25 protein-coding genes are annotated in these 24,974 nt (G+C 39.4%); 14 read left to right on the top strand and 11 right to left on the bottom strand.

What is annotated here, in order from left to right; translation table 11 throughout:
- Positions 1-1,221 carry a multidrug efflux RND transporter periplasmic adaptor subunit AdeF gene (gene adeF, locus HUN22_RS03640; RefSeq protein ID WP_174726543.1) on the bottom strand — a complete coding sequence of 407 codons (1,221 nt, stop codon included), beginning with the start codon at positions 1,219-1,221 and terminating at the stop codon, positions 1-3.
- A gap of 200 nt (positions 1,222-1,421) precedes the next feature.
- On the opposite strand from adeF, the gene HUN22_RS03635 reads away from it, so the two are divergent.
- The 5 genes from HUN22_RS03635 (at position 1,422) to HUN22_RS03615 (ending at position 5,687) form a co-directional block, all read left to right on the top strand.
- Positions 1,422-2,450 (top strand): LysR family transcriptional regulator, encoded by a 1,029-nt coding sequence (locus tag HUN22_RS03635; protein WP_174726542.1) that lies wholly within the window; start codon positions 1,422-1,424, stop codon positions 2,448-2,450.
- A gap of 174 nt (positions 2,451-2,624) precedes the next feature.
- Positions 2,625-3,410 (top strand): ABC transporter substrate-binding protein, encoded by a 786-nt coding sequence (locus HUN22_RS03630; RefSeq protein WP_174726541.1) that lies wholly within the window; start codon positions 2,625-2,627, stop codon positions 3,408-3,410.
- 91 nt (positions 3,411-3,501) lie between these two features.
- Complete coding sequence (locus HUN22_RS03625) at positions 3,502-4,191, top strand: ABC transporter permease (RefSeq protein WP_174726540.1); 690 nt, start codon at positions 3,502-3,504, stop codon at positions 4,189-4,191.
- A complete protein-coding gene (locus HUN22_RS03620; RefSeq protein WP_174726539.1) occupies positions 4,188-4,901 on the top strand; it encodes an ABC transporter permease in 714 nt (237 codons plus the stop codon). The genes HUN22_RS03625 and HUN22_RS03620 overlap by 4 nt, the downstream gene beginning before the upstream one ends.
- A gap of 9 nt (positions 4,902-4,910) precedes the next feature.
- A complete protein-coding gene (locus HUN22_RS03615; protein ID WP_174726538.1) occupies positions 4,911-5,687 on the top strand; it encodes an ABC transporter ATP-binding protein in 777 nt (258 codons plus the stop codon).
- Positions 5,688-5,761: 74 nt separating this feature from the next.
- Here the strand turns inward: HUN22_RS03615 and abeS are convergent, their stop codons facing one another.
- From abeS to HUN22_RS03595, 4 genes are all read right to left on the bottom strand, one after another.
- Positions 5,762-6,091 carry a multidrug efflux SMR transporter AbeS gene (gene abeS / locus HUN22_RS03610; RefSeq protein WP_004791191.1) on the bottom strand — a complete coding sequence of 110 codons (330 nt, stop codon included), beginning with the start codon at positions 6,089-6,091 and terminating at the stop codon, positions 5,762-5,764.
- 245 nt (positions 6,092-6,336) lie between these two features.
- Positions 6,337-6,588, bottom strand: a complete 252-nt coding sequence (locus HUN22_RS03605) for a YfhL family 4Fe-4S dicluster ferredoxin (RefSeq protein WP_174726537.1) — start codon at positions 6,586-6,588, stop codon at positions 6,337-6,339.
- A gap of 2 nt (positions 6,589-6,590) precedes the next feature.
- A complete protein-coding gene (gene trhP, locus HUN22_RS03600) occupies positions 6,591-7,961 on the bottom strand; it encodes a prephenate-dependent tRNA uridine(34) hydroxylase TrhP (protein WP_174726536.1) in 1,371 nt (456 codons plus the stop codon).
- 56 nt (positions 7,962-8,017) lie between these two features.
- Positions 8,018-9,484 (bottom strand): PLP-dependent aminotransferase family protein, encoded by a 1,467-nt coding sequence (locus HUN22_RS03595; protein WP_174726547.1) that lies wholly within the window; start codon positions 9,482-9,484, stop codon positions 8,018-8,020.
- A 229-nt stretch (positions 9,485-9,713) separates the two neighbouring features.
- Between HUN22_RS03595 and HUN22_RS03590 the strand changes: the two genes are divergently transcribed.
- Positions 9,714-10,583, top strand: coding sequence for a PhzF family phenazine biosynthesis protein (locus tag HUN22_RS03590; RefSeq protein ID WP_174726535.1), 870 nt, complete (start codon positions 9,714-9,716; stop codon positions 10,581-10,583).
- Positions 10,584-10,637: 54 nt separating this feature from the next.
- Here the strand turns inward: HUN22_RS03590 and HUN22_RS03585 are convergent, their stop codons facing one another.
- Positions 10,638-11,417, bottom strand: a complete 780-nt coding sequence (locus HUN22_RS03585; RefSeq protein WP_125738611.1) for a ferredoxin--NADP reductase — start codon at positions 11,415-11,417, stop codon at positions 10,638-10,640.
- Between the two features lie 101 nt (positions 11,418-11,518).
- On the opposite strand from HUN22_RS03585, the gene tsaA reads away from it, so the two are divergent.
- Positions 11,519-12,253 (top strand): tRNA (N6-threonylcarbamoyladenosine(37)-N6)-methyltransferase TrmO, encoded by a 735-nt coding sequence (gene tsaA / locus HUN22_RS03580; protein ID WP_174726534.1) that lies wholly within the window; start codon positions 11,519-11,521, stop codon positions 12,251-12,253.
- A gap of 6 nt (positions 12,254-12,259) precedes the next feature.
- Here tsaA and HUN22_RS03575 read toward each other — a convergent pair whose 3' ends face one another.
- Positions 12,260-13,531 (bottom strand): MgtC/SapB family protein, encoded by a 1,272-nt coding sequence (locus HUN22_RS03575; protein WP_174726533.1) that lies wholly within the window; start codon positions 13,529-13,531, stop codon positions 12,260-12,262.
- Between the two features lie 255 nt (positions 13,532-13,786).
- Here HUN22_RS03575 and HUN22_RS03570 point away from each other — a divergent pair, with 255 nt between their 5' ends.
- From HUN22_RS03570 to HUN22_RS03555, 4 genes are all read left to right on the top strand, one after another.
- Entirely contained in the window at positions 13,787-15,544 is a 1,758-nt protein-coding gene (locus HUN22_RS03570) for a GspE/PulE family protein (protein ID WP_174726532.1), read from the top strand.
- A gap of 81 nt (positions 15,545-15,625) precedes the next feature.
- The gene (locus HUN22_RS03565) at positions 15,626-15,985 is read left to right on the top strand and encodes a NirD/YgiW/YdeI family stress tolerance protein (RefSeq protein WP_174726531.1); all 360 of its coding nucleotides are present in this window, start codon (positions 15,626-15,628) and stop codon (positions 15,983-15,985) included.
- A gap of 108 nt (positions 15,986-16,093) precedes the next feature.
- Positions 16,094-16,756, top strand: a complete 663-nt coding sequence (locus tag HUN22_RS03560; RefSeq protein ID WP_002118246.1) for a response regulator transcription factor — start codon at positions 16,094-16,096, stop codon at positions 16,754-16,756.
- On the top strand, positions 16,753-18,093 hold the full coding sequence (locus tag HUN22_RS03555) for an ATP-binding protein (RefSeq protein WP_174726530.1): 1,341 nt from the start codon (positions 16,753-16,755) through the stop codon (positions 18,091-18,093). Before HUN22_RS03560 ends, HUN22_RS03555 begins: the two co-directional genes overlap by 4 nt.
- 73 nt (positions 18,094-18,166) lie before the next feature.
- On the opposite strand, the gene hemP is transcribed toward HUN22_RS03555, so the two are convergent.
- Positions 18,167-18,337, bottom strand: a complete 171-nt coding sequence (gene hemP / locus HUN22_RS03550) for a hemin uptake protein HemP (protein WP_002118129.1) — start codon at positions 18,335-18,337, stop codon at positions 18,167-18,169.
- A gap of 136 nt (positions 18,338-18,473) precedes the next feature.
- Between hemP and HUN22_RS03545 the strand changes: the two genes are divergently transcribed.
- On the top strand, positions 18,474-19,376 hold the full coding sequence (locus tag HUN22_RS03545) for an NUDIX domain-containing protein (protein WP_174726529.1): 903 nt from the start codon (positions 18,474-18,476) through the stop codon (positions 19,374-19,376).
- Between the two features lie 24 nt (positions 19,377-19,400).
- Here HUN22_RS03545 and HUN22_RS03540 read toward each other — a convergent pair whose 3' ends face one another.
- Positions 19,401-19,949 (bottom strand): tetratricopeptide repeat protein, encoded by a 549-nt coding sequence (locus HUN22_RS03540; protein ID WP_174726528.1) that lies wholly within the window; start codon positions 19,947-19,949, stop codon positions 19,401-19,403.
- Between the two features lie 21 nt (positions 19,950-19,970).
- A complete protein-coding gene (gene mrcB, locus HUN22_RS03535) occupies positions 19,971-22,367 on the bottom strand; it encodes a penicillin-binding protein 1B (protein ID WP_174726527.1) in 2,397 nt (798 codons plus the stop codon).
- Between the two features lie 185 nt (positions 22,368-22,552).
- On the opposite strand from mrcB, the gene HUN22_RS03530 reads away from it, so the two are divergent.
- Together HUN22_RS03530 and HUN22_RS03525 are read left to right on the top strand one after the other, a co-directional pair.
- A complete protein-coding gene (locus HUN22_RS03530; RefSeq protein WP_005073476.1) occupies positions 22,553-23,461 on the top strand; it encodes an NAD(+) kinase in 909 nt (302 codons plus the stop codon).
- Complete coding sequence (locus tag HUN22_RS03525) at positions 23,458-23,730, top strand: YeaC family protein (RefSeq protein ID WP_002118245.1); 273 nt, start codon at positions 23,458-23,460, stop codon at positions 23,728-23,730. Before HUN22_RS03530 ends, HUN22_RS03525 begins: the two co-directional genes overlap by 4 nt.
- A gap of 202 nt (positions 23,731-23,932) precedes the next feature.
- Here the strand turns inward: HUN22_RS03525 and HUN22_RS03520 are convergent, their stop codons facing one another.
- Positions 23,933-24,937: a glycosyl transferase family protein gene (locus HUN22_RS03520; protein ID WP_174726526.1), complete on the bottom strand. Its 1,005-nt coding sequence runs from the start codon at positions 24,935-24,937 to the stop codon at positions 23,933-23,935.
- Positions 24,938-24,974: the final 37 nt, after the last annotated feature.

Here is a 24,974-nt window from a genome sequence, read left to right as displayed (position 1 = left end):
TTAACCTTTTGCCGGAGTTGATGTTTTATCTGTTGGCTGAGGTTGAGGAGTAGTGCTGTTAGCTGTGATTTGTGCATTCGGCATAGGAACGAGATGTGGTGTAACAGGGTCACCTGGACGAATCCGCTGTAAACCATTCACTACAATACGATCACCCGCTTGTAATCCGCTATTCACGATTTGCAAGCCATCTTGTTGTGCTCCGATTTTTACTTCACGGTAAGCCGTTTGATTTTTAGCATCGACGACCACAACAAAGCGTTTATCTTGATCTACCCCGATCGCGGTTGGGCTAATCAGAATTGCTGAGCGAGGTTGACCACCGCCTAAACGAATTCGTGCATATAAGCCCGGTAATAAAACTCCGTTTGGATTATCAAAGGTCGCGCGGACACGAATCGTACCTGAGGTTGCATCTAGGTTATTGTCGATTGAATTGATTGTACCTTCACGAGTGAAGCCTGTTTCATTGGCAAGTCCCATATAGACAGGAACTTGTGTTGAATTACGCTGGTTACTGATGTATTTCAGGTAAGTTTGCTCATCAACATCGAAAGATGCATAGAGACGAGAGACAGATACTAAACTTGTTAAGACCTGTGCGCCGTTACCTGCAGAAACTACATTGCCGACGGTGACTTCAGCTCGTGAAATTCTGCCGCTGACTGGTGCAGTAATACGAGTGTATTCAAGATTTAAGCGGGCAGATTGAACGGCTGCTCTAGCGGCTTGCAGGTTAGCACTGGCTGAACGCGCATCATTTTCAGCTAAATCTAGCTCTTGACGTGATACAGCATTACTTTGGATTAAACGTTGAATACGAGAAAGATTAGAACTCGTATAAGTCACTTGTGCTTCAGCCGAAGCAAGTTGTGCTTGGGCACGATTGAGTTCTGCTTCGAAAGGGCGCGGGTCAATAGTAAAAAGTAAGTCGCCTTTTCTAACCAGACTTCCATCTTTGAAGTGAACGGCAATGAGTTTGCCGGAAACTTGAGGCCGAATATCGACTTGATCAATTGCTTCTAAACGACCGGAGTATTCTTGCCAATCGGTAATGGTTTTGCTAATGACATTCGAGATATCAACAGTTGCAGCTTGTTGGGCAGTGGTCGGTGCAGCTTTTGCATCGGCATTTTCGTGTAAAAACATAAAGCTGCCTCCTGTTGCCAAAATGGCGACAAAGATGGCAGACAGTGTGAACTGTTTGCGAGAAAATGACATGAGGTGCTCCTAGTTATTTGGGTACCTGTTTTCAGACTTTTAGTTTTGGTCCGTATGGGAGAAACAGGGTTTATGGGATGGACGGAGCATAAAAGTTTGTCAATCACGAATAAATATATTAAATTTGATAACACTATTCGTATTTTTATAACAATTGATGTGTTTAATTAAAAAATGCATTAATTGATAGGAGTGTGCGTGTGGATCTATTTCATGCCATGAGAGTATTTAATAAAGTTGTCGAAACAAATAGTTTCAGTTTAGCAGCTGATAGTTTAGGCCTACCGCGTGCTTCTGTGACCACAACCATTCAGGGTTTAGAGAAACATTTACAAGTTAGGTTGCTTAACCGAACGACTCGTAAACTTAGTTTGACACCAGATGGGGCGGTTTATTATGAACGTTCTTCGCGAATTTTAGCTGATGTTGAAGATGTAGAGTCTACTTTTCATGATTCGGAGCGTGGGCCAAGAGGTCGATTACGTATTGATGTTAAAGCTTCGATTGGGCGCATGATCTTAATTCCAATGCTCTGTGATTTCCACACACGTTATCCAGATATTGATTTGGTGATTGGAATGAGTGATCGCCCCGTCGATTTGGTACAAGATGCGGTGGACTGTGTCATCCGTATTGGCCAGTTGAAAGATTCAAGTTTGGTTGCACGTCGTATTGGAACAATTCAGTGTGTGACGGTTGCCGCACCACGTTATTTAGCAGAGCATGGCGAACCCAAAATTATTGATGACCTAAAAAAACATCAGGTTGTGCATTACTTTAACAGTCGTACCGGACGCAATATCGACTGGGATTTTATGGTGGATGATGAAATCCATAGCGTCGGTGTGAAAGGGCGTGTTTCTGTCAATGATGGTGATTCATATATTGATTTGGCAGTACAAGGTTTCGGCTTAATTCAATGTCCACGTTTCATGGTTGCCGACCATCTGGAGTCGGGAGCTTTGAAAGAGGTTCTTACAGAGTGGCGTCCAGCACCAATGCCAATTTCTGTTGTTTATTTACAGAATCGACATTTGTCACCCAAAGTTCGTGTGTTTGTAGATTGGGTAGCTGAATTATTTGCGGGTTGCCATCTATTAAGTGGTTGTTCAATGTCATTGGACCAAAAATGTGAATTTGCCAGTGCAAAAGAGCATAACCACGAATATACCATTCGGACATTGGTCGAAAATGAGAATATGGCAGAAGCCTATGCACTCAAAAATTAGCTTCATATTTTGAGTGATTTTTCAACAATTAATCAGTTAATACAATCCACTGTTTAGTCATCTTCATAAATCCTTAATTTATGGTATAGAAATTGCAATTATTTCGGCAGAAGAGTAATTTAGAAATACTCAAATTTTTATCACCTTATTTGGATTTTAAGGAGAAGCTTCAAGATGGCAAGCTTTATGAAAAAAATGTTCGTTTCAACAACCTTAGTTTTGGCTGCTGTTGCAACGAATGTACAAGCAAAGGATTGGAAGGTGATTCGTTTTGGGACTGAGTCCTCTTATGCGCCGTTTGAATATAAAACACCGGATGGTAAGTTAACTGGTTTTGATGTTGATTTAGGTAATGCAATTTGCGCAAAACTCAAAGCGAAATGTGTTTGGGTTGAGAACTCTTTTGACGGGATGATTCCGGCACTTAAAGCGAAAAAGTTTGATGGCATTCTTTCATCAATGACGGTCACTGATGAACGTGCAAAACAAATTGCTTTTACTAACAAAATCTACAATACACCAACACGTATGGTTGCAAAAAAAGGTTCGCCGTTATTGCCTACCGCTGCCTCATTGAAGGGTAAACGTGTCGGTGTACAACAGGGCACAATTCAAGAAACTTATGCTAAAACCTATTGGGCACCAAAAGGTGTAACGGTTGTACCTTATCCAGTCCAAGATTTGATTTATCAAGACATGATGTCAGGACGTTTGGATGCAACTTTACAAGATGCAATTATGGTTGACGGTGCTTTCTTAAAACAACCAAAAGGCAAAAACTTCGCTTTTGCTGGTGGCAATGTGGTTGATGCAAAAACGCTGGGTGTAGGCGCAGCGATTGGTTTACGCAAAGAAGATGCAGATTTGAAAGCCAATATTAATAAAGCACTCGCTGCAATCATTGCAGATGGTACATACAAGAAACTCGAGAAAAAATATTTCTCCTTTAGCATTTACTAATGATGTGAAAAATGTCGGCTTAAAGCCGACATTTTTAGATCTATTCTCATCTCATCAATATTAGATATTGTTTTTAAGGAGAAGATGAGTCATGTTTTTATCTGGCTATGGGCCACTCCTTCTCAGCGGGACATGGATGACCCTACAGCTCGCGCTGTTGTCACTTTTGCTTTCTGTGATTATTGGCTTAATTGGTGCGAGCTCAAAACTCTCTAGTATTAAAATTTTACGTTATATAGCGACAGCTTATACCACGCTTATCCGTAGCGTGCCTGACTTGGTCATTATGCTGTTGTTATTTTATAGCTTGCAGTTGGGTCTCAACCAAATTACTGAAGCACTGCAAATGGACCAAATTGATATTAACCCGTTTGTGGCAGGTGTGATTACTTTAGCATTCATTTATGGTGCATATTTTACCGAGACCTTTCGTGGTGCATTTCAATCGGTTCCAAAAGGCCAAATTGAAGCAGCAATGGCTTATGGTATGACCCCTTGGCAGGTTTTTCACCGTGTATTATTTCCTCAAATGATGCGTTTTGCTTTACCTGGCATTGGTAATAACTGGCAAGTTTTGATTAAGGCAACTGCACTAGTTTCAATTATTGGCCTGACTGATATTGTAAAAATTACGCAAGATGCGGGTAGAAGTACCATGCAACTGTTCTTTTTCAGCATCGTGGCTGCTGCGATCTATTTGGCAATTACCACCGTGTCGAACCTGATTTTAATGTGGCTTGAACGTCGTTATTCTGCTGGTGTGAGGAAGGGACAATTATGATTGAAATCCTTCAACAATATTGGCAGGCATACCTTTGGACTGATGGCCTACAAATGACTGGTGTCGCGATGACGACATGGTTATTGGTGCTTTCTATTGCTATTGGTTTTGTGCTTGCTGTGCCTTTATCACTTGCACGAGTATCAGAGAATCTTTGGTTGCGTGGTCCAGTTTGGTTATTTACCTATGTTTTTCGCGGTACTCCACTGTACATCCAATTGCTGATTATTTATTCAGGTATTTACAGCTTTGATTACGTCCATGAACATCAGACGCTCGATGCATTTTTTCGAGAGGGTATAAATTGCACCATTTTGGCATTCGCGCTCAATACTAGTGCATATACCACTGAAATCTTTGCTGGGGCGATCCGTTCTATTCCACATGGCGAGATAGAGGCTGCACAAGCTTTCGGTATGTCGAAATGGAAACGCTATACCCGCATTATCATTCCGTCGATGTTGCGCCGTGCTTTACCATTTTACGGCAATGAAGTCATTTTAATGTTGCATGCGACAACCATTGCATTTACAGCAACTGTTCCAGACATTTTAAAAATTGCGCGTGATGTGAATGCGGCAACCTATGACACTTTCAATGCTTTTGGAATTGCCGCGGTGTTATATGCGATGTTGGCATTTATTTTGATTTGGATATTTCGTAAGTTGGAAAAACGTTGGTTGGCATTTTTAAAGCCATCGAATCATTAGGAGACATAAATGGAACACGTTGCAAAACTAGTGATTCGTGATTTACATAAGACATTTGGTGATCATGAAGTACTGAAAGGAATATCACTTGATGCAAATGCTGGCGATGTCATTAGTATTATTGGTTCATCCGGTTCAGGTAAAAGTACCTTGCTGCGTTGTATTAACTTTTTGGAACAACCAAGTAATGGCACCATTAAACTTAACGGTGAAAAACTACGCACAGTCTTTGATAAAAAAGGCAATTTAAAAGTCGTTGACCCAAAGCAACTACAAAAAATGCGTACCCAGCTCATGATGGTATTTCAGCATTTTAATTTGTGGTCACATATGACAGTGCTGGAAAATGTCATTGAAGGGCCAATCCATGTACTTGGGGTAAAACGTGCTGAAGCAGAAGAGCGTGCACGGAAATATCTACGCAAAGTTGGTTTACCTGAAAGTGTTGAAAGTAAATATCCGGCATTTTTATCTGGTGGTCAGCAGCAACGTGTAGCGATTGCCCGTGCTTTGGCTATGGAACCGGAAGTGATGTTATTTGATGAACCAACCAGTGCACTTGACCCTGAGTTAGTGGGTGAAGTACTAAAGGTTATGCAGGGCTTGGCTGAAGAAGGACGCACCATGATTGTGGTGACACATGAAATGGGCTTTGCGCGTCATGTATCTAATCAAGTAATTTTTTTGCATCAAGGGAAGATTGAGGAGCAGGGTCATCCTGATGAAGTACTCAATAACCCGAAAAGTGAACGCTTAAAGCAGTTTTTAACGGGCAGTTTAAAATAAGCTGTTCATACCGAGTATGGTGAAATTTTTTATAAAAGATTCTCACCGTACTCGGTTGTTTTTTTAATTATATTTTATAGATGGGTATTTTTAGAAAACACATTAATAATCACAATACCTGCAATCATTAGAGTAAGACCAATGCATGCTGCTAAGTCTAAATGCTGTTTGTAAAATATCCAGCCAATTGCAGAAATTAAAATAATACCCGCGCCAGACCAAATGGCATATGCAATCCCAATCGGAATCGTTTTTAGGGTAAGGGACAATAAATAAAAAGCAATTGCATAGCCCACCACCGTAATGATGGACGGAATAGGAACAGTGAAACCTTGAGATGCTTTTAAAGCTGAAGTTGCAATGACTTCACAAGCAATCGCAATTGCTAAATAAAGATAAGACATGGAAGTTACGCCAGAAAGGGTTTTAATCAATCTATATGAAATGTTGAAATGGTTTAGCAGTTTTAACGATTGTGCAATTTTGGGGGTACAAAATTACCAGTAAATCAAACTAAATTGATCATTTGATTTTATCATTAGCTAGGTAGTTTCAGCTATTTATTCGTTTATTTTATTACTGATCAATATTGTTATAAAGAGGATCAGTGACTTTAGCTTGATCCTCTATAGATCTTTTAAGAATTATATTAGCTGAGCAAATTTAATCCCTTAAATTTCTCTAATAGTTTTTCTTTGTCTTCAATATGCGCAGGGTCTGGTTTAATGCAATCGATAGGGCAAACAGCTTTACAAGTTGGCACATCATAAAAGCCTACACACTCGGTACAACGAAGTGGATCAATCTCATAAACTTTGCTTCCTTCAAAAATAGCGATATTGGGGCATTCTGGTAAGCACATATCACAATTGATACAGTCACTCGTAATCAAAAGTGCCATTTTCAACTCGCTGAATAAGCTAACGTAGAGGCAGTAATACTCTCCTTAGCATGTGGTAAGTTGCGTATGAGTAGGGCATAACTGATATCAACATCTTGTGAGAGTAGAATTTCAACGAAATGCCCTGAACCTTTAGCATCTATAATTGAATTACCTTTTAAATCGCGCATTTCGATTAAGGTAAAGGTGATATTGCCTTGAGGCGTCATCAGCTCAAGTGAGTCACCCACCACAAAACGGTTTTTAACGTCAATGCGAATATAATCGCCGTGACGTTCTAAAACCTCTCCACAAAATTGTTGATAGTCGAAATGTGATGAACCATCAGCATAGTTTTGATATTCGCTATGCACATGGCGTCTTAAAAAGCCTTCGGTATAACCACGGTTTGCCAAACCTTCAAGTTGGGTCATTAAACTTGAGTCAAATGGTTTACCTGCTAAAGCATCATCAATAGCTTTTCGATAAATTTGGGCAGTACGGGCACAGTAAAAATATGATTTAGTACGGCCTTCAATTTTCAGTGAGGCGATCCCCATTTTGGTTAAACGTTCTACATGTTGTACCGCACGTAAATCTTTAGAGTTCATAAAATAGGTGCCATGTTCATCTTCTTCAGCAGCAAACATTTCTTCATCATTGCGCTGTATCAACAGCGTTTGAGCTGAGGCTTTTTCTGATTGTGCTGATGAGCAGCAAGACTTTTCTGGTGTATTCAACTGAGTAACTGGAATCACATCTCCATTTGTATCTTCTTGGGCTTCATGCAACTTATAGTCCCAACGGCAAGCATTGGTACAAGCACCTTGGTTGGCATCACGCTTGTTCATATATCCAGAAAGTAAGCAGCGGCCTGAGTAGGCCATGCATAGAGCGCCATGTACAAAAACCTCGAGTTCAATATCTGGTACGTGTTGCTGGATTTCTTCTATTTCTTCTAATGACAACTCACGAGATAAAATCACACGGCTTAAACCGTACTCTTTCCAAAATTTAACAGTTGCCCAGTTAATTGCGTTGGCTTGAACAGACAGATGAATTTGCACATCAGGAAAATGCTCTCTCACCATCATAATTAAGCCCGGGTCAGACATAATAAGTGCATCTGGTTGCATAGCCACAATCGGTTCAAGATCACGAATAAAGTTTTTTAATTTGCTGTTATGTGGCTGAATATTTACCACAACATAAAACTTTTTGCCCAAAGCGTGGGCTTCATCAATTCCGATTTTTAAGTTGTCATGATCAAAAGCATTATTACGCACACGTAAACTGTAACGTGGTTGGCCGGCATATACGGCATCTGCACCATAGGCAAATGCATAGCGCATATTTTTAAGTGAACCTGCGGGAGAGAGAAGTTCAGTTTTCATAAAATAAAAGGCATAAAAAATATATGGTTTTATTTTATTAACTCCGCATTTTGGATTCAACCTACTGAATTAGTAGGGATTTGACCACTATCCTTTTGTACGGGCAGCATATTTTTTGCTAGCTCTCCTAAGCGCATCAAAGCATTTAACATTTTGGGGTTTAACTCAAAACAAGCTGCAATACGTAAACAATGACTAAAACGTTTATCAGCCGAACATAAAATTCCCGGCATACATAAGATTTTTTCGTCCATTGCCTGATGAAACAGTTCTAGCGTATCAATAGATTCTGGTAGCTCTAACCATAAAATAAATCCCGCTTGTGGACGACTGACTCGAGTACCGACTGGAAAATAACGACATATATAAGATTTGATTGTGTCAATTTGTTGTTGATAGCGTTTTTTGAGCTGCCGTAAATGCAGGTCATAACCACCATTTTCTAAAAAAAGTCCCAACGTTTCTGTGAGTAAAGCTGGCTCGGCAACGGTGGTTGTAAATTTAAGCTGCTGCACAATATTACGAAAGCGCCCAGCTTCTAGCCAACCAATTCGATAGTCGGGTGCTACAGTCTTGGTGTAGCTACTACATACCAACACCCATCCATTTTGATCAAATGCCTTAATGTTAGGTAAGAGAGGTTCGGCTAGTTGCAATTCGGCATACATTGCATCTTCAATGACGGGAACTTGAAATTGATTGGCTAGCTCTGCCACGCGACGGCGGTTGCTTTCAGGCATGCTAAAACCGAGAGGATTGTGTCCTGTTGGAATAGTTAATATGGCTTGTACACTTTTAGATTTTAAGAGTTCTTCAAGAGCATCTAGGCACATACCTGTATGTGGCGAAGTCGGCACTTCTACAATTTTTCGGCCTAAATTATGAAGGAGTGGATACAGGTTATGAAAAGTAGGAATCTCAAGAGCAATGCTGTCACCCGCTTGAGTTGTTGCCATAATCGCGAGACTTAAAGCCTCCATCGTTCCGTGAGTGAGTACAATATCAGTTGCTGAAAGAAACATACCGAGTTGTAAGCCTCGCCTCGCAATTTGTGTACGTAAACGTATAGAGCCAGGCGGTAAAGTATAGCTTTTAAAAATATCTGATTGAGCGCGCAGCACCTGAGCAGTTAAACGTTTTAAGCGTTCAATTGGATAGAAGTTTTCACCTGTAGGGCAAGCTAAGGCCAAATTGACATAGTCGGGATCCATCTGTTTTTTAACAATTTGCGCGAGAAAACAGCTAATTCCTGAAAGAGATACTTTTTCTTCACTGATATAACGCTCCTCAAGATTTGGCAAGTTTGAAGGCGCATGACAAACATAGTAACCAGACTGTGGACGAACTGAAATTAAACCTTGATCTTCAAGTTGACGATACGCTTCTTTTACGGTGTTAATGCTGACCTGATAATGATTTGCGCAGTCTCTGATTGATGGTAGCCGAGAACCAATAGGCTGCCTGCCATTCTGAATTTGAAGGGTGAGGTCATCACTCACTTTTTTATATTTGTACATGTCAATTCATTAAAGAGCCAAAGCAATGGATACACTTTATAGTGATCTTTTATTTAACTCAAATATTGTGATTGCTTTGATTGGTTCATTTAACACAAATCTAAACTTAAAAACTGTGTCTATTATTTTTCATATTAACTGATACTGTGACCATTAAAAATAAATCAGTAAGATCAAAAAATGGTAAGGACTTAAAAACCATATTTTTAAATTTTAAAATCAGTAGGAGTGGTCTATGTCTGTTGTTGCAATTAAACAAGTTGATGTTTTTACTTCACAAGCATTTAAAGGAAATCCTGTTGCGGTCATTATGGATGCCAGTACCTTAACGTCTGAGCAGATGCAAGCCATTGCGAACTGGACCAATCTTTCTGAAACCACATTTGTGTTCCCTGCGACTGATTCACAAGCCGACTATCAGGTTCGAATCTTTACTCCGCAAAGTGAGTTGCCATTTGCAGGCCATCCTACAATTGGTACTGCCTATGCTTTGCTTGAGGCTGGTCTAATTAAAGCGAAAGAAGGTAAGCTGGTACAGCAGTGCGGTGCTGGTTTGGTGACGCTGACCGTGAGTGAATCAAGTCATATTTCATTTGAACTACCTAAGCCTAAAATTACTCCACTAGATGCAATGCACACTCAAAAATTAGCAGAAATTTTAAAATGTGAAATTAATACTCAATGGAACGCTGCATTGGTAGATGTAGGGGCGCGCTGGATTGTATTGCAAGCTGTTAATGCTGACGCTGTTCTAGATAGCCAACCAGACTTTGCCGCTTTAAAAGAACATGATTTAGAAATGAAAGTTACGGGTGCGACAGTTTTTGGTTTTCATGAAAATAATGATGAACAAAAACACATAGAAGTTCGTTCATTTGCACCTTCATGTGGCGTAAACGAAGATCCAGTTTGTGGTAGTGGCAATGGTAGCGTAGCATCATTTATTCGTTACTATGGAATTCTGCCTGCACAAAATGATGTCGTACTTTCTTCACAAGGTGGGGCGGTAGGTCGAGATGGACAGCTTCAACTTGAATTGTATCAAGATAAAATTTTAGTGGGGGGAACTGCTGTGACTTGTATCGATGGCACTATTAAGTTGTAAAAACAGAAACAAAAAAACCGAGGACTGTACCTCGGTTTTTTATTCAGAAAAAACTTATTTTTCTACGAAAGCACGTTCAATAACGTAGTCGCCCATTACACCCATACGAGGTGATTCAACTAAACCGTGTTGGTCAAGTAGCGCAGCAACATCTTTTAAGAATGCAGGGCTACCGCAAAGCATTGCGCGGTCAGTTTCACGGTTAAATCGTGGTAAACCAACTTTTTCGAATAAAGCGCCAGTTTCAATTGCAGTTGTTACACGGCCTTGAGTGTGGAAAGGCTCACGAGTTACTGTAGGGTAGTAAACAAGTTTGTCTTTAATACCTAATTCTTCAAAGAACTCATGGTTTGGTAATTCGTTCAAGATAAGGTCTTGATAAGCTAATTCAGAAATATAGCGTGTACCATGAACAACAATTACTTTTTCAAAGCGTTCGTAAGTTTCTGGGTCACGAATAATTGATAAGAATGGAGCAAGACCAGTACCAGAAGATAAAAGGTATAAGTTTTTACCTGGTAAAAGGTCATCATGAACTAAAGTACCTGTTGGTTTTTTAGAAACTAAGATTTCATCACCAACTTGTACTTTTTGCAAAATTGAAGTTAAAGGACCGTCTTGTACTTTAATTGAGAAGAATTCTAACTCTTCTTCGTAATTTGCACTTGCAATCGAATACGCACGCATTAACGGTTTGCCATTCACTTCAAGTCCGATCATTACGAACTGACCATTTTTAAAACGTAAGCTGGTATCGCGTGTAGTTTTAAAACTGAAAAGAGTGTCATTCCAGTGGTGAACATGAGTAATGCGTTCAACGTTAAAAGCAGCCATTAAAGGTCTCGATCACGATTAAAAGAAAACAGATTGCTATTCTAATCTAATTTCATTCCCGATAAACTGAATATATTTAATTGTGTTTATAAGAAAAAGTGATGATCAATTCTGTCACCTTCCCCATCATTGGCCACATGTGCTCTCCCTATCGTGAAAAATTCGGTATTCCACGCCAGCCCAATTTGGTCAATATCGAGTCTTATATTGATATGGTAGAACCATATAACGACTTGTTAGCATTTGAGGGAATTGAGCAATTTAGTCATCTCTGGTTAGTTTGGCAGTTTCATGACAATAAAAATCAAGGCAGTGCAGATAAGTTCCGTCCACAGGTTCGTCCACCGCGTTTAGGTGGTAATGAAAAAATTGGAGTATTTGCTACACGAAGTATGTATCGACCTTCTCCAATTGGGCTTTCAGTCGTAAAACTTAATAAAGTGGAAAAGGTGGGGAAGTCTGTTCGTGTCTATGTCACAGGAAGTGATTTATTAAATGGCACCCCAATTTTAGATATCAAACCCTATATTCAATATTCTGATGCCATTGCGGAGGCTCAAAGTGGTTATGCGCATGCAGAACCTGAACGAAAGGCAGTCATTTGGAATGAAAGTGCGTTAATAGCGCAAAAATATTTTCTGCAAAATAAAGAAATAGATTCGCAGTACATTGATGAGCTTGAGCAAGTATTAGCTTTAGATCCTCGGCCTGCCTATCAAGAAGATGCTGAACGAATCTATAAAATGAAATTTTCAAACTTTGATATTCATTTTAAGGTCGATCAATTTGTAGTTACTGTCATTGATGTGGTGAAGACTTCTTTGGTTGCCGAATAGATTTCTTTAAAACCAGTGGATATTGAGCCAAAGTAAAGTAATAAAAATAGCCATATGAATGAGTTGGGCGGGAACAAAAGCAACAGCATAGCGTAGCCCGCCCGAAATTGCAGAGTTCACACTTTTAGCAAGAGCGTGAACTGCAAAACCTCCTAAAAAGGCAATGAGTAAAGGTGTCATATGTGCGCTATCAGGTTCACCTTGCACAATAACTGCCGCAATTGCTGCATGTATTTCAAACAAAGAGGCGAGTAAGGTCCCCGCGATTAATCCCGCATCGCCTAAATATATACTTAAACCATAAACACCTGCCTGAATAAGGGTAAGTGTACCTGCAATAATAATGGCTTCTTTTAAGCTGAACATTCTTGAGTCAAGCTCGGGCGAAGCCGTACTAGGTTCTGCTTTACGCAATAAAATGAAAGCCCAGATTGCTAAAACTGCTAATCCAATAAGTGTCGGAAATATAATTAGTTTAAACCAAGCAAAGCTAATGCCGATCACAATCATTAAGGTTTGAATCAGTGTGGAAACGCAGGACATTAACGCAGCACCTGCATTTGTTGTTGCATTGGCTTTGCCAGAGCGTACTTCTAAACCTAAACTGGCAATCGTCGCTGTACTAGAAACAAATCCTGAAGCTAGAGAAGAAAGTAATAGAGCATTTTTAGAGGACAAAAGTCGCTTTGCTATATGGGCGAGGGCTTGTACAAATAAGATTAAAGTCAGTAATTTTAAAATCACATGTGGATTTAAAACTGGCCCCCAAAAAGGCTTATTAGGTACTAAAGGCAGAGCAATTAACAATAAGGCAAGTAGAAAAATACCATCACGTAATTCAGATTCAGTAATCCACTGACTGGCAATGCCATGCATAGACTGCTTAGCTATTAAGATAGTTGTCATGATCACAGCTAGGCCAGCAGCGAGCGAAATATTCCAAATACAAAGTGCCCCAATGAAGTAAGTCATAATAAAGGCGAGTTCGGTGGTCACACCTGGGTCATTGGGCTGATTTTTGAGGGAAACAATACTAATAGCGCCAATAATTAAAGCACCGACAATTCCAATTTCAATACCGAATAAAAAACAGATTGCTCCTAATAATGCACTAATCGCAAAAGATCGAAAACCGGCAAAAGTTTTATATTCATGCTTAAGTTTACTGCGTTCTCGTTCTAAACCAATTAATAAGCCACAACCGAGCGCCGCAGCAATCACTGTAATGAATTCTTCAAAGGATGCTGTTTGTAATGACATTGTCATTGGAAGTTCCATATTACTTCCTCTTTGGCTTATTGTTATATGTAGATTTGAATCATTTTAAAAGCATGTGTTCATATTCAGTTTATGCTTTTTATTACAGTGAGCATAGTGTCTTTTTTGACAAAACAATATACAAAATATTTTTATAAATATGATCTATGACACAAAAAAATATTAAGTTGAGAATTGGTTTAATTAATTGAAGTTGAAGGATATTTAAATCTAAATCATCTCTGCTATATTATAAAAATATATTGGGGATAACGCATGAATGCACATGTAGAAATAGATACCTATTGGTGTCTAGAACAACTATTACAAGAAGGCCGTATAACAGAAAGAGATAAATTACTGGTACAGACAAGTCACCGCCAAAAAGACCAGTTAAAATGGCATCCATTACAGTGGATTGCTCATTTCAATTTAAAAGATCAGCAGCACACACATGCCCACTTAAGTTTAAACCGCTTATGTTTATGGTTTGCAGATCGGGTTCAGCTACCTCTATTTGTGATCGATCCTTTAAAAGCAGATGTCAGCGCTTTAACGCAGGTCATGTCACAAGAGTTTGCCATTCGTAACCATATTTTAGCTGTCGAAATTCATGCTGACCGAATCGTGATTGGAACAGATCAGCCATTTCAAACAGATTGGATTAATAATCTCGAACGAAGTTTAGCGCCTAAAAAAATTGAGCGGGTACTACTTAATCCTGAACAGTTACAGCGCTATTTGCGAGAATATTATCAGGTCAGTCGTGCGGTAAACTCGGCTCAAAAAGATGCGGCGCATGACCGCGACACTAAAAATGTTGAAGCGCTTTTGCAGCTTGGTGATAGTCAAAACCCAGATGCCAATGATCAGCATATCGTGAAATTGGTCGACTGGATTTTGCAGTTTGCATTTGAGCAGAGTGCCAGTGATATTCACATGGAACCGCGCAAAGATAACGGTAAAGTTAGATTCCGCATAGATGGCGTGCTGCACACCATTTATAACATGCCTTCAAATACACTGACCGCCGTAATTTCTCGAATTAAAATTTTAGGCCGTTTGAATGTAGCGGAAAAGCGTAAACCGCAAGATGGGCGATTAAAAACACGTACACCCAAAGGTCAAGAAACCGAATTACGTTTATCGACCTTACCAACAGCATTTGGTGAAAAACTGGTTATGCGTATTTTCGATCCTGATGTGCTGGTACGTTCTTTTCAGCAACTGGGTTTTGAGGAGCGTTTATTACAACAGTGGCAGCAATTAACAAAAAATAGCCACGGCATTATTTTAGTCACTGGCCCTACAGGTTCCGGTAAAACAACCACGCTATATTCTTCTTTAAAGCAGCTTGCAACTGAGCAAGTCAATGTGTGCACCATTGAAGATCCAATTGAAATGCTAGAACCTAGTTTTAACCAAATGCAGGTGAATAATGCAATTGAATTAGGCTTTGCAGACGGTGTGCATGCGCTGATGCGACAAGACCCTGACATTATTATGATTGGGGAAATCCGTGACCAAGACACGGCGAATATGGCGATTCAGGCGGCATTAACAGGTCATTTAGTATTATCAACTTTACACACCAATGATGCGCCGTCTAGTTTGACTCGCTTGCACGATTTGGGCGTGCAGCCATTTTTAACAGCAGCCACAATTTTGGGTGTTCTCGCGCAGCGTTTAGTGAGACAGCTTTGCCCACACTGCAAACAGCAAACTCATATTAATGAGGACGAGTGGCAGCACCTAACATTCGACTACATTATGGAAATGCCAGAAAAAGTTTATCAGGCAGTAGGGTGTGAACAATGTCGTCATACAGGTTATAAGGGACGAGTCGGTATTTATGAATTTATGCCGGTCAGTCTTGAGCTTAAGCATCTTATTAGTAGTCATGTCACGTTAAATGATTTAAGAGCTCAAACTAAAAAAGAAGGTATAGAACCTTTAAGAGTTGCGGGGGCCCGTAAGGTGATTGAGGGGCTTACGACATTAGAAGAGGTATTGCGGGTTGTGCCATTAAATTAAGTTTTTCTTAAGATTCACCTCATTTATGCTTGATTTAATTGCTTTATCCCAAGAGGGAACCATAAACAGAGGGTTAATTATATGAATATGCTTAAAGTAATATTAATGACTGCTGGTATGACTGCTGCTGGTGTAGTGGTAGCGAATACACCAGTGAATCAGGCTGCAATTGCTCCGGCTACTGTCACCACAGTAAAACAGGCATTAATATCAAAAGACAATACACCGATAAAATTACATGGTCAGGTTGTAAAGTCTTTAGGTGATGAAAAATATCAATTCCGTGACAAAACAGGTAGCATCACAATTGATGTAGATGACGAACTTTGGCAAGGTCGCCCTATTTCAGCCAATACAAATGTGACTTTAATTGGTGAAGTAGACATTGACTATAAACCTTTAAAACGCGTAGAAATTGATGTGGATCAAGTTCAGTTCTAATGAATAAGGTCTGTAGATCTACTACTTTTAGCCGCATTTAAATAATGCGGTTTTGCTTTTTTTATAAAGGCTTGGCAAGATAAAATCAGAATATAACAGGAAAAAGAGATGAGAATTTTGCTTGCAGAAGATGATCGCTCTCAAGCTGAAAGCATTCAATCTTGGTTAGAGTTAGACGGTTATCAGGTCGATTGGGTTGAAAGAGGGGACTATGCACTCACTGCAATAGAACAGCATGATTATGACTGTATTTTACTTGATCGGGGGCTACCTCAACTGGCTGGTGAAAAGGTTCTAACAACGATCCGCCATAAACAAAAAAATGTTCCTGTTATTTTTATTACTGCACGTGACAGCATTCATGATCGGGTAGAGGGGCTAGATTTAGGCGCAAATGATTATTTAGTTAAGCCTTTTAGTTTAGAAGAGTTATCGGCTCGCATCCGCGCTCAATTACGCAAACAAACTTTGAGTCAGCAATCGGTTTTAACATGGGGCGACCTACAACTTGATACACAAGCGAAAGTCGTATTAAGCGCTGGCAAATCTATCGATTTAACGGCAAAAGAATTCCAAATTTTGCGTAAGCTTATGGTGCATCCCGAGCATATTATTACCCGTGATCAATTAGAAGAAGCACTCTATGCATGGGGCGAGGAAATTGAAAGTAACGCGATCGAAGTATTTATTTATCAACTTCGAAAAAAAATCGGAAGCAGCAGTATTAAAACCATACGGGGGCTAGGCTACCGTATGGGAGATTTAAAATGAAATCGAATCGCTCATCTTTGCAGTCGCAACTGGTTAAAACTACGATGTGGAGTAGTATCGTGGTGGGATTACTGGCTTTAAGCTTACTCACCATATTTTCTATCTACCACAATATGTCAGTGCAAGATGAAATCATGGATGAAATTTCAGATACTTTGCTGGCTTCCGATCTTTCTAAACACTCCATGAAACAGTTTGATGAGCTGAGTGATGAATTTGATATTCAGTATGAGTTATTAAACACAGGCCAAGTACTGACTCATTCTCATAGTTATCAGCATGAACTTTTTGAACAAGGTAACTTGTCAGAAGGTTTTTCATATTTTTGGTTTGATGGTCAATTATGGCGTAGTCTGGCTGCACAACAAGAAGACTCTCAACTACAAGTTGAAGTTTTTCAGCCAATGAGTACACGTGTTGAAGAAGTACTCAAAGCACTCGCTGGATATAGCGGTCTTATGGTGTTGTTCTGGCTATTGCAATGGGTCATTGTAAGTTGGCGTACCGAGCATCAATTGGCTGCGCTAAATTTGCTTTCTAGACGAATTGCCCAAAAAACTGCATCGAATTTAGAACCGATTCAAGAACCGGATGTCATTACAGAAATTCAGCCTGTTATAGATGCTTTAAATCAATTGCTTGCAAGGTTGCAAAGGGCTCTTGTAGCTGAACAACGTTTTACTGCAGATGCTTCGCATGAGTTACGTTCTCCATTATCTGCCATACAAATGCGTCTTCAGGTTTTGCAACGTAAATACCAACATCTTCCAGAACTTCATCAAGATTTTGAACGTATACAAGAAGACGTTTCTAGAAGTACAAAAATACTTGAAAATTTACTCCTTCTTGCTCGCTTGGAACCCAATGAAGCAGAACAGCCACAACTTCCTAAGACAGTTATCGATTTAAATTACTTACTGGCAAGAGTCATTGAAACTGTAACTTTAGATGCGCAAGCTAAACAAATGTTGATAGAAACAAATACTTTATCGATAGAAACTAAAACGTTTGCGAATGAAGAATTACTCTTTATTGCTTTTAGAAATTTATTTGATAATGCCATTCGTTATAGCCCGACTTTAGGCTCTATTCATGTTGAGATTAGTCAAGATGAACAGCAAATTAAGGTGTCTATAGAAGATACAGGCAATGGTGTAGATGATGAGGTATTGCAACGTTTAGGACAGCGTTTTTTTCGAGTATTAGGTACTCAGCAGCAAGGTTCAGGGTTGGGAATTTCGATTACACGAAAAATTATTGAATTGCATAATGGTGAGTTACATTTTATGCATGCTGAACAGGGTGGTTTGAGGGTGGAGGTTAATCTACCTTTATAAAAAAATAGCATGGTTACCCATGCTATCCATTTTTTGTTTTCCCACGAATATTATTGAAACGCGAGTATATTTTTTATTTAGTTAAAATTAGACGATTGTTGCGAGTGAGGCGTAAACGATATTCCTCGCCAGCATGCATAATGCGGATTTCACGGCCTAATGCAAAGAGGTTGTTAGAATGTAACATTGGTAAGGCGTGAGCTGTGTCATTGTTACGAGTAAATAAGCTAAAAGGTGCGTTCATTTGTTGTGCTCCGTGGTATGTTCTTGAACGATTTAAATGATAATCATTATCGAATAGATCTGTCAATGGAATTTTTAAGATTTTATAAATTGATAAAATTTGCTTACACTTGAGAAAAGTTTTAGAGAGTAAAAAAATGCCCAAACCGATTGTTGATGTCGCAATAGCCATCTTAATTCATCGTGGAAAAATATTAGTAGGATGGCGCCAAGAAGAGCAGCATCAAGGTGGAAAGCATGAGTTTCCAGGGGGGAAAGTTGAGCAAGGTGAAACACCCGAAGAAGCCTGTCGCCGTGAAATCTATGAAGAAGTGGGTATTGGTTTAAAAGATTGGCATCAATTTGATTATATTCATCATGAATATGACGACATTATTGTCAATTTACATTTATTCCATAGTTATGTGCCTGATGAACTATTAAATCTTATTCATCAACCATGGGCATGGTACACACGTGAACAATTACTTCACTTAAACTTTCCAAAAGCCAATAAAGACATCATAAAAAGATTGTATTGGCCGCATTTTATTAAAATTAGTCCTATGCTGGCACCAGTCGAAAATAATGACACTTTAGTGTATTGGCGTAGTGAAAAAGATAGTTTTGATCAGGCAGATCTAGAAAAATTAGCTCTCTTAGAAACTAATCAGCTTTCAAAATTAATCGTGAATGTTGATGTTTGGCACAAGCTAAAACTTGAGTTAAAAAGTCATATAAAAACAGTACATCTTAAGCAATCCCAATTAATGAGTTTGCATAAAGGCGACTTGGAAGTGGGAGTGCGTTTTATTGCTGCTTGCCACGATGCAGTTTCTTTAAAGCAAGCTCAGCAGGTTGGTTGCGATGCTGTTTTTATTAGTCCTGTAAAGCCAACAACGACTCATCCAGAAGCTATAGCATTAGGTTGGGAACGTTTTAGTGATCTTGCCCAAAATAGCCAGATTCCGGTTTTTGCTTTGGGGGGAGTACATCCTGATGATTTAGCCACTGCGCAGCAGCATGGTGCATATGGCTTAGCGGGTATTCGTAATTTCTAATAAAAAATAAACAAGCATTAAAAGCTAGAGGGCTTTTAATGCTTGCTGTGCTTCTTGAATAATTTTTTGATTATTGCGTTGTTGCCCAGCTTTTAAGATGACCAACCAAAGCTGCTTTTTCATAGCCTGACTTTGGGCAAAACTCAAACCACGTCGTGCTAAAGACTCAGCATTAGAATATTGCTGTTTATGATTTGCCGTAAGTGCAAGAAATAAATAAGTCTCCGCCGCTTGCGGTGCTAAACGCTGGGCTTGAAGTGCATAGCGCTCAGCCTCTGACCATTGCTGATTTTTATAAGCCTGCTGTGTTTTTTGCATTAAAACTTTAAATGCAGGTAACTGACTGCCATCATCACTAAAATGTTGAGGCTTTTTTTGTTGAGGAACAATGACCTGTAAATTTTTGCGTTGAATTTCTGGATGATCATAAGGCGTAATTTTTACACCTGATGGAGTTTCTGTCTTTTTGACGGGAGGAGTAGGTGTTTTCTCTTTGGAGTCAGAATGATCTGGCAAAGTTGTACAGCCGACCATAAGAATAGCACCAATATAAAAAACACCTTTCTTCAACATATCCTAATTTCCTGTTAACGCTTAGTTGTTATAACTACCACTTGAAATTACACGTGAGTTGTTTGCCAGATCTTGTTCCATCTGGTTTTCACTTTCACGAATATAACTGTCGGTATTATCATCCTGAGAGTCAGGAATTGTGTTTTCACTTTGTGGCGTATATGTTGGATCAACTTGATAATAAGGCGCTCCACATGGTGTAGCACGATGTGGAACCGTATGCGTTAGCATCGGGATATACATTGCACCATCACAAGCTTGTGCAGATAAATCACCCGTTGCACGGTCAATCCATTGCCACTGTACAGTGTCTGGTTGACGTAAATTTACAGGCGTTTGACGTAATTGTTTCATCACATTAATCCATACTGGTAACGCTCCAGATGAACCCGTTAATCCTGTTACTTTGTTGTCATCTAAACCTAACCACACTACAGCAACGTGGTTACCTGAGTAACCCGCAAACCATGAGTCACGTGTATCGTTAGTCGTACCTGATTTACCTGCCAATTTTAAAGCTGGAGATAAGCTGTTATAAGCTGCACGACCAGTACCAGAAGACATTACCTGTTGTAGTCCATAATTCATGATGTAGCCGACAGATGGATCAATCGTTTGTTGAACATTCAGGCCGTAACGGTCAAGTAGGCGACCATTGGCATCTACAACAGATCGAATCGCACGAGTTGGATATTTAAAGCCACCTGTAGCAAAGTTCTCATAAATTCCCAATACCTCCATTGGCGACATATTAACTGCCCCAAGGAAAATAGAAGGGTAGGCAGGAATGGTTGACTCAACACCAAACTTTCTTAAATTATTGCTAAATGTAGATAAACCAAATTCTTGACCTAAACGTACAGCAGAAAGGTTGTATGAGTTTGCTAATGCTTCACTCAAACTGACTACCCCATGTCCACCACCGCTATAGTTTTTAGGAGTCCAACTCTTACCACCGTCTACAGGAATACTAATTGGCGCATCTTCAATTTGACTTGCCCAATTGTAGCGTCCAGATTCAATAGCACTTAAATAAATTACAGGTTTCAATAAAGAACCCACTTGGCGTTTTGCATCTAAAGCACGGTTAAAACCAGTAAAGTCTTGTGTAGAACCAACTGCAGCAACCAGCTCGCCATTTTCAGGATGTGCGATGAGTACAGCACCTTGTAGGTTTTTCAAACGTGCGGGGTTGCTGTTTGCTAAGCGGTCTACTGAAGCTTTAAACGCATTTTGAACTTGAGTTTGAGTAATTGGGTCTAAAGTCGTAAAAATACGTAAGCCCTGATTGGTTAAATCACTTTCTTGATATTCTGTGCGTAATTGACGACGCACAATATCTAAAAAGTCAGGGAATTTTGCAGGACCTAAACTTGGCTTACTTAACACATTTAAAGGACGTGCAATCTCATCTTCATATTCGGCTTGAGTTAAATAACCCATCACACGCATGTTATTTAACACGGTATCGCGGCGTTTTTTTGCACCTTCTGGATTTTTCCAAGGGTTATATAAAGAAGGGCCTTGCACCAAACCGACTAAATAAGCTTGTTGCGCAACGCTAAGCTCACGTAATGGTAAGCCAAAATAAAATTGTGAAGCTAAACCATAGCCATTAATTGAATAGCTACCATTTTGGCCTAGATTTACTTCGTTTAAATAGGCTTCTAAAATTTCATCTTTGCTGTAATGCAGTTCGATGAGTAAAGCCATTAAGGCTTCATTGACTTTACGTTTTAGTGTGCGTTCAGGCGTAAGGTAGAAGTTTTTAACTAATTGTTGAGTCAGGGTCGACCCACCTTGACGTTTTCCACCAGTGACATTACTGACTAGTGCACGAGCCGTACCACGAATTGAGATACCGTGATGATGATAGAAATTGCGATCTTCTGTTGAAATTAAGGCTTCAATGAGTGGTTTAGGGACATTACCCAGTTTAATGAGAACACGGTCTTCATTGTGTTGAGGATAAATTCCTCCAATAAGAAGTGGCTCTAGTCGTGCAACACCTGTTGACGAAGGTTTGGTACTCCGAACTTCAGCAACCTGATCATTTGCAAAACTTAACTCAAGTATTTGTTCTGGTTCAACACTGTCGCCGTAATCAAAACCACGCGTGTGAATATACATATTGCTACCTTGAGCAACATAGGTCCCAGACTTGTCATAATTACTTGAAGTTTTGTAACCCAAAAGTTTTAATTCTTGGGTGAAATTTGCTTGGGTAATAGGTGCGTTATTATAAATTTCCAAAGGACGGGCAAACACTTTGGCGGGAATATCCCACCGTTGTCCTTCAAATTTTTCACGGATAATATTATCTAAACGAATCAGATAGATACTAAGAGCAATAAAAGCACCAATGACCAAAATGGAAAAGATTAGTGCAAAGAAACCGATACCACGTTCAAACTTCATAAAAATGAGATAAAACCCTAACAATGCCTGTAATGATGCGATAGCTTGTCATCAATTTGCAATGATAAAACTGTGAATAATTGGAAAACTTAGATTGAATTTTACAGCATCTTGTTGTTATGTTTTTTTAAATTAATCAGGTTAATGTTATTATAGCCAAGTATCGCAGCGGAGCTTACTCATTCGTGCAAATTTCACATAAGTCCTTCAGAAACGTCGGGTTAATTGGTCGACCAGATAAATCATCAGTTGTAGAAACACTATGTTTAATTCATGATCATTTGTTGAACCTAGGTTTAAACCCTATTTTTGATCAGGAAACTGCGGAATTAGTACCTTATGATCATGCGCAGATAGTAAGCCGTCATTTATTGGGTGAAGTTGCTGATTTGGTAATAGTCGTAGGAGGGGATGGTTCTTTACTCCATGCTGCTAGAGCTTTAGTCCGTTACAATACGCCTGTGATTGGCATTAACCGTGGGCGATTAGGTTTTTTAACTGATATCAAACCTTCAGAAGCCATTTTTAAACTTGACCAAGTGCTTCAAGGACATTTTCAGCTTGATCGTCGTTTCTTACTTGAAATGGAAGTAAGAACAAATGGTGAAGTGATTTATGACGCTATTGCTTTAAATGATGTCGTTTTGCACTCGGGCAAATCGGTACACATGATTGACTTCGAGCTTAATATTGATGGTCAATATGTTTATCGCCAACATAGTGACGGTTTAATTGTTTCTACTCCAACCGGATCAACGGCTTATGCGTTGTCAGGTGGTGGACCAATTTTACATCCAAGTATGGATGCGATTGCATTAGTTCCAATGCATCCCCATACATTGTCATCACGTCCCATCGTAGTCGGTGGTCAAAGCGAAATTAAAATCGTTATTCGCGAAAATCGGGTATTACCAATGGTGAGTGCAGATGGACAACATAGTGTCTCGCTCAATGTTGGAGACAGTTTACACATTCGTAAACACCCATTTAAACTAAGTTTATTGCATCCACCAGGTTATGATTTCTATATGGCCTGCCGTACCAAACTTGGTTGGAACCAAGATTTTGAATCTTTTCAAAGAGATGAATCATGAATATTGAACAAATGCTATCTGTTTTAAACCCTGAAATTGTAGAGCGTTTAAAAACTGCAGTAGAAATTGGTAAATGGCCAAATGGCGTTGTTTTAACAAAAGAGCAGCGTGAGACTTGTATGCAAGCTGTAATTGCTTGGGAGTTAAAAAACTTACCAGAAGATCAGCGTAGCGGTTATATTGACCGTGGAACAAAAGAAGAAGGTGAAGAGTGTGATGACGATCATCACAAGCATGAACCTGAATTTAAACCAATTCGTTTTGTTTAAAAGCAATTTTAGAATAAATTTTAGTTAGCATTTGCTATCGCGTGGGCGACATGGATGTCGCCAGTTGAGTAACAGTACAAGGAAGTACTGTTTGCTCAACAAAAGATTTTTGTTACTTTTCATCTTTGAAAAGTAAGTATTGCCTATATGCAGCAATATAAGAAAAACATGCCATACAAGGCTGTATGATCTTATATTGGTTTTATTGGCTTGAATTACGTGTTTCCCATAACACTTTTGCTTTTTGCATCGCTTCTTCAAAACTAGTAACAACGCCCATGGTATATAGTGCGATTCCGATGGTCTCTGTTACTGCCATTTCACCATATTCATGATGTTGTTGACCAAGCCATACTGCTTTAAATGTTGCTAAATCTAATTCTTCTTCAATTGGGCTACGTTCAGGAGTGAGCTTTGGTAACTCATGTTCATAGAGTTCACCATTTTTAATGCCGCAGATGAGTGTTTTGGCATCTGGATTTCGCTCAAATTCACCACCTTCACCTTTAATGACGGCACTATTTTGATACCCTAAGCGCAGTGCACTATGCTGATGAGAAGTTCTATAAGCTGGATGGAATATCGCCTGTAAGGTGGCTTTAGCATTAAAAGGATTAATTAAACGGGCCAAAGTATGAATAGGCGAACGCAATCCCATGACATTTCTTAGAGAAATCAATTCGCTTAAAACCGGTGAAATCACGTCTAGCGGTAAGTAAGCAAAATTTTGCTCTGCTAACTGTGTACGAACTTCTTGTTCAGAATGACAAATTTGATAACCAAGATATTCTAAAACTTGTTCGGTATAGACACGGTTAAGCGTATGACCTGACGCACCATGCATAACAATTTTATGGCCATGCTGGGCAAGTGTAAGGGCGGCTAACAAAAACCATGGATAGTGTTTTCGCTTACCGGCATAAGATGACCAATCTAAATCGATGTCTAAAGGTTCAAAATGAAGCTGATCTTTGGTTGCTTGAACGAATCCCGCGAGTTCTTCAATAGATTCTTCTTTAACCCGAAGTAGCATTAAAAATGCGCCTAGCTGCACGTCTAAAACTTCACCTTTTAAAATCATGGTAAATGCTTGATAAGCTTCTTCATAACTTAAAGAGCGCGATCCGGTTTTCCCCTTACCTAAAATACGGACATATTGAGCAAAGGGATGTTCAGCATCTTTATAGATATTACGTTTAGTATTCATCGTAGTTCAAAAACAATAAAAATGATGGGATGTAGGC

The sequence above is a fragment of the Acinetobacter lactucae genome (assembly GCF_013344765.1).
GTDB classification, from domain to species: Bacteria; Pseudomonadota; Gammaproteobacteria; order Pseudomonadales; family Moraxellaceae; genus Acinetobacter; species Acinetobacter lactucae_A.
This window is presented reverse-complemented; position numbering and strand designations above follow the sequence as displayed.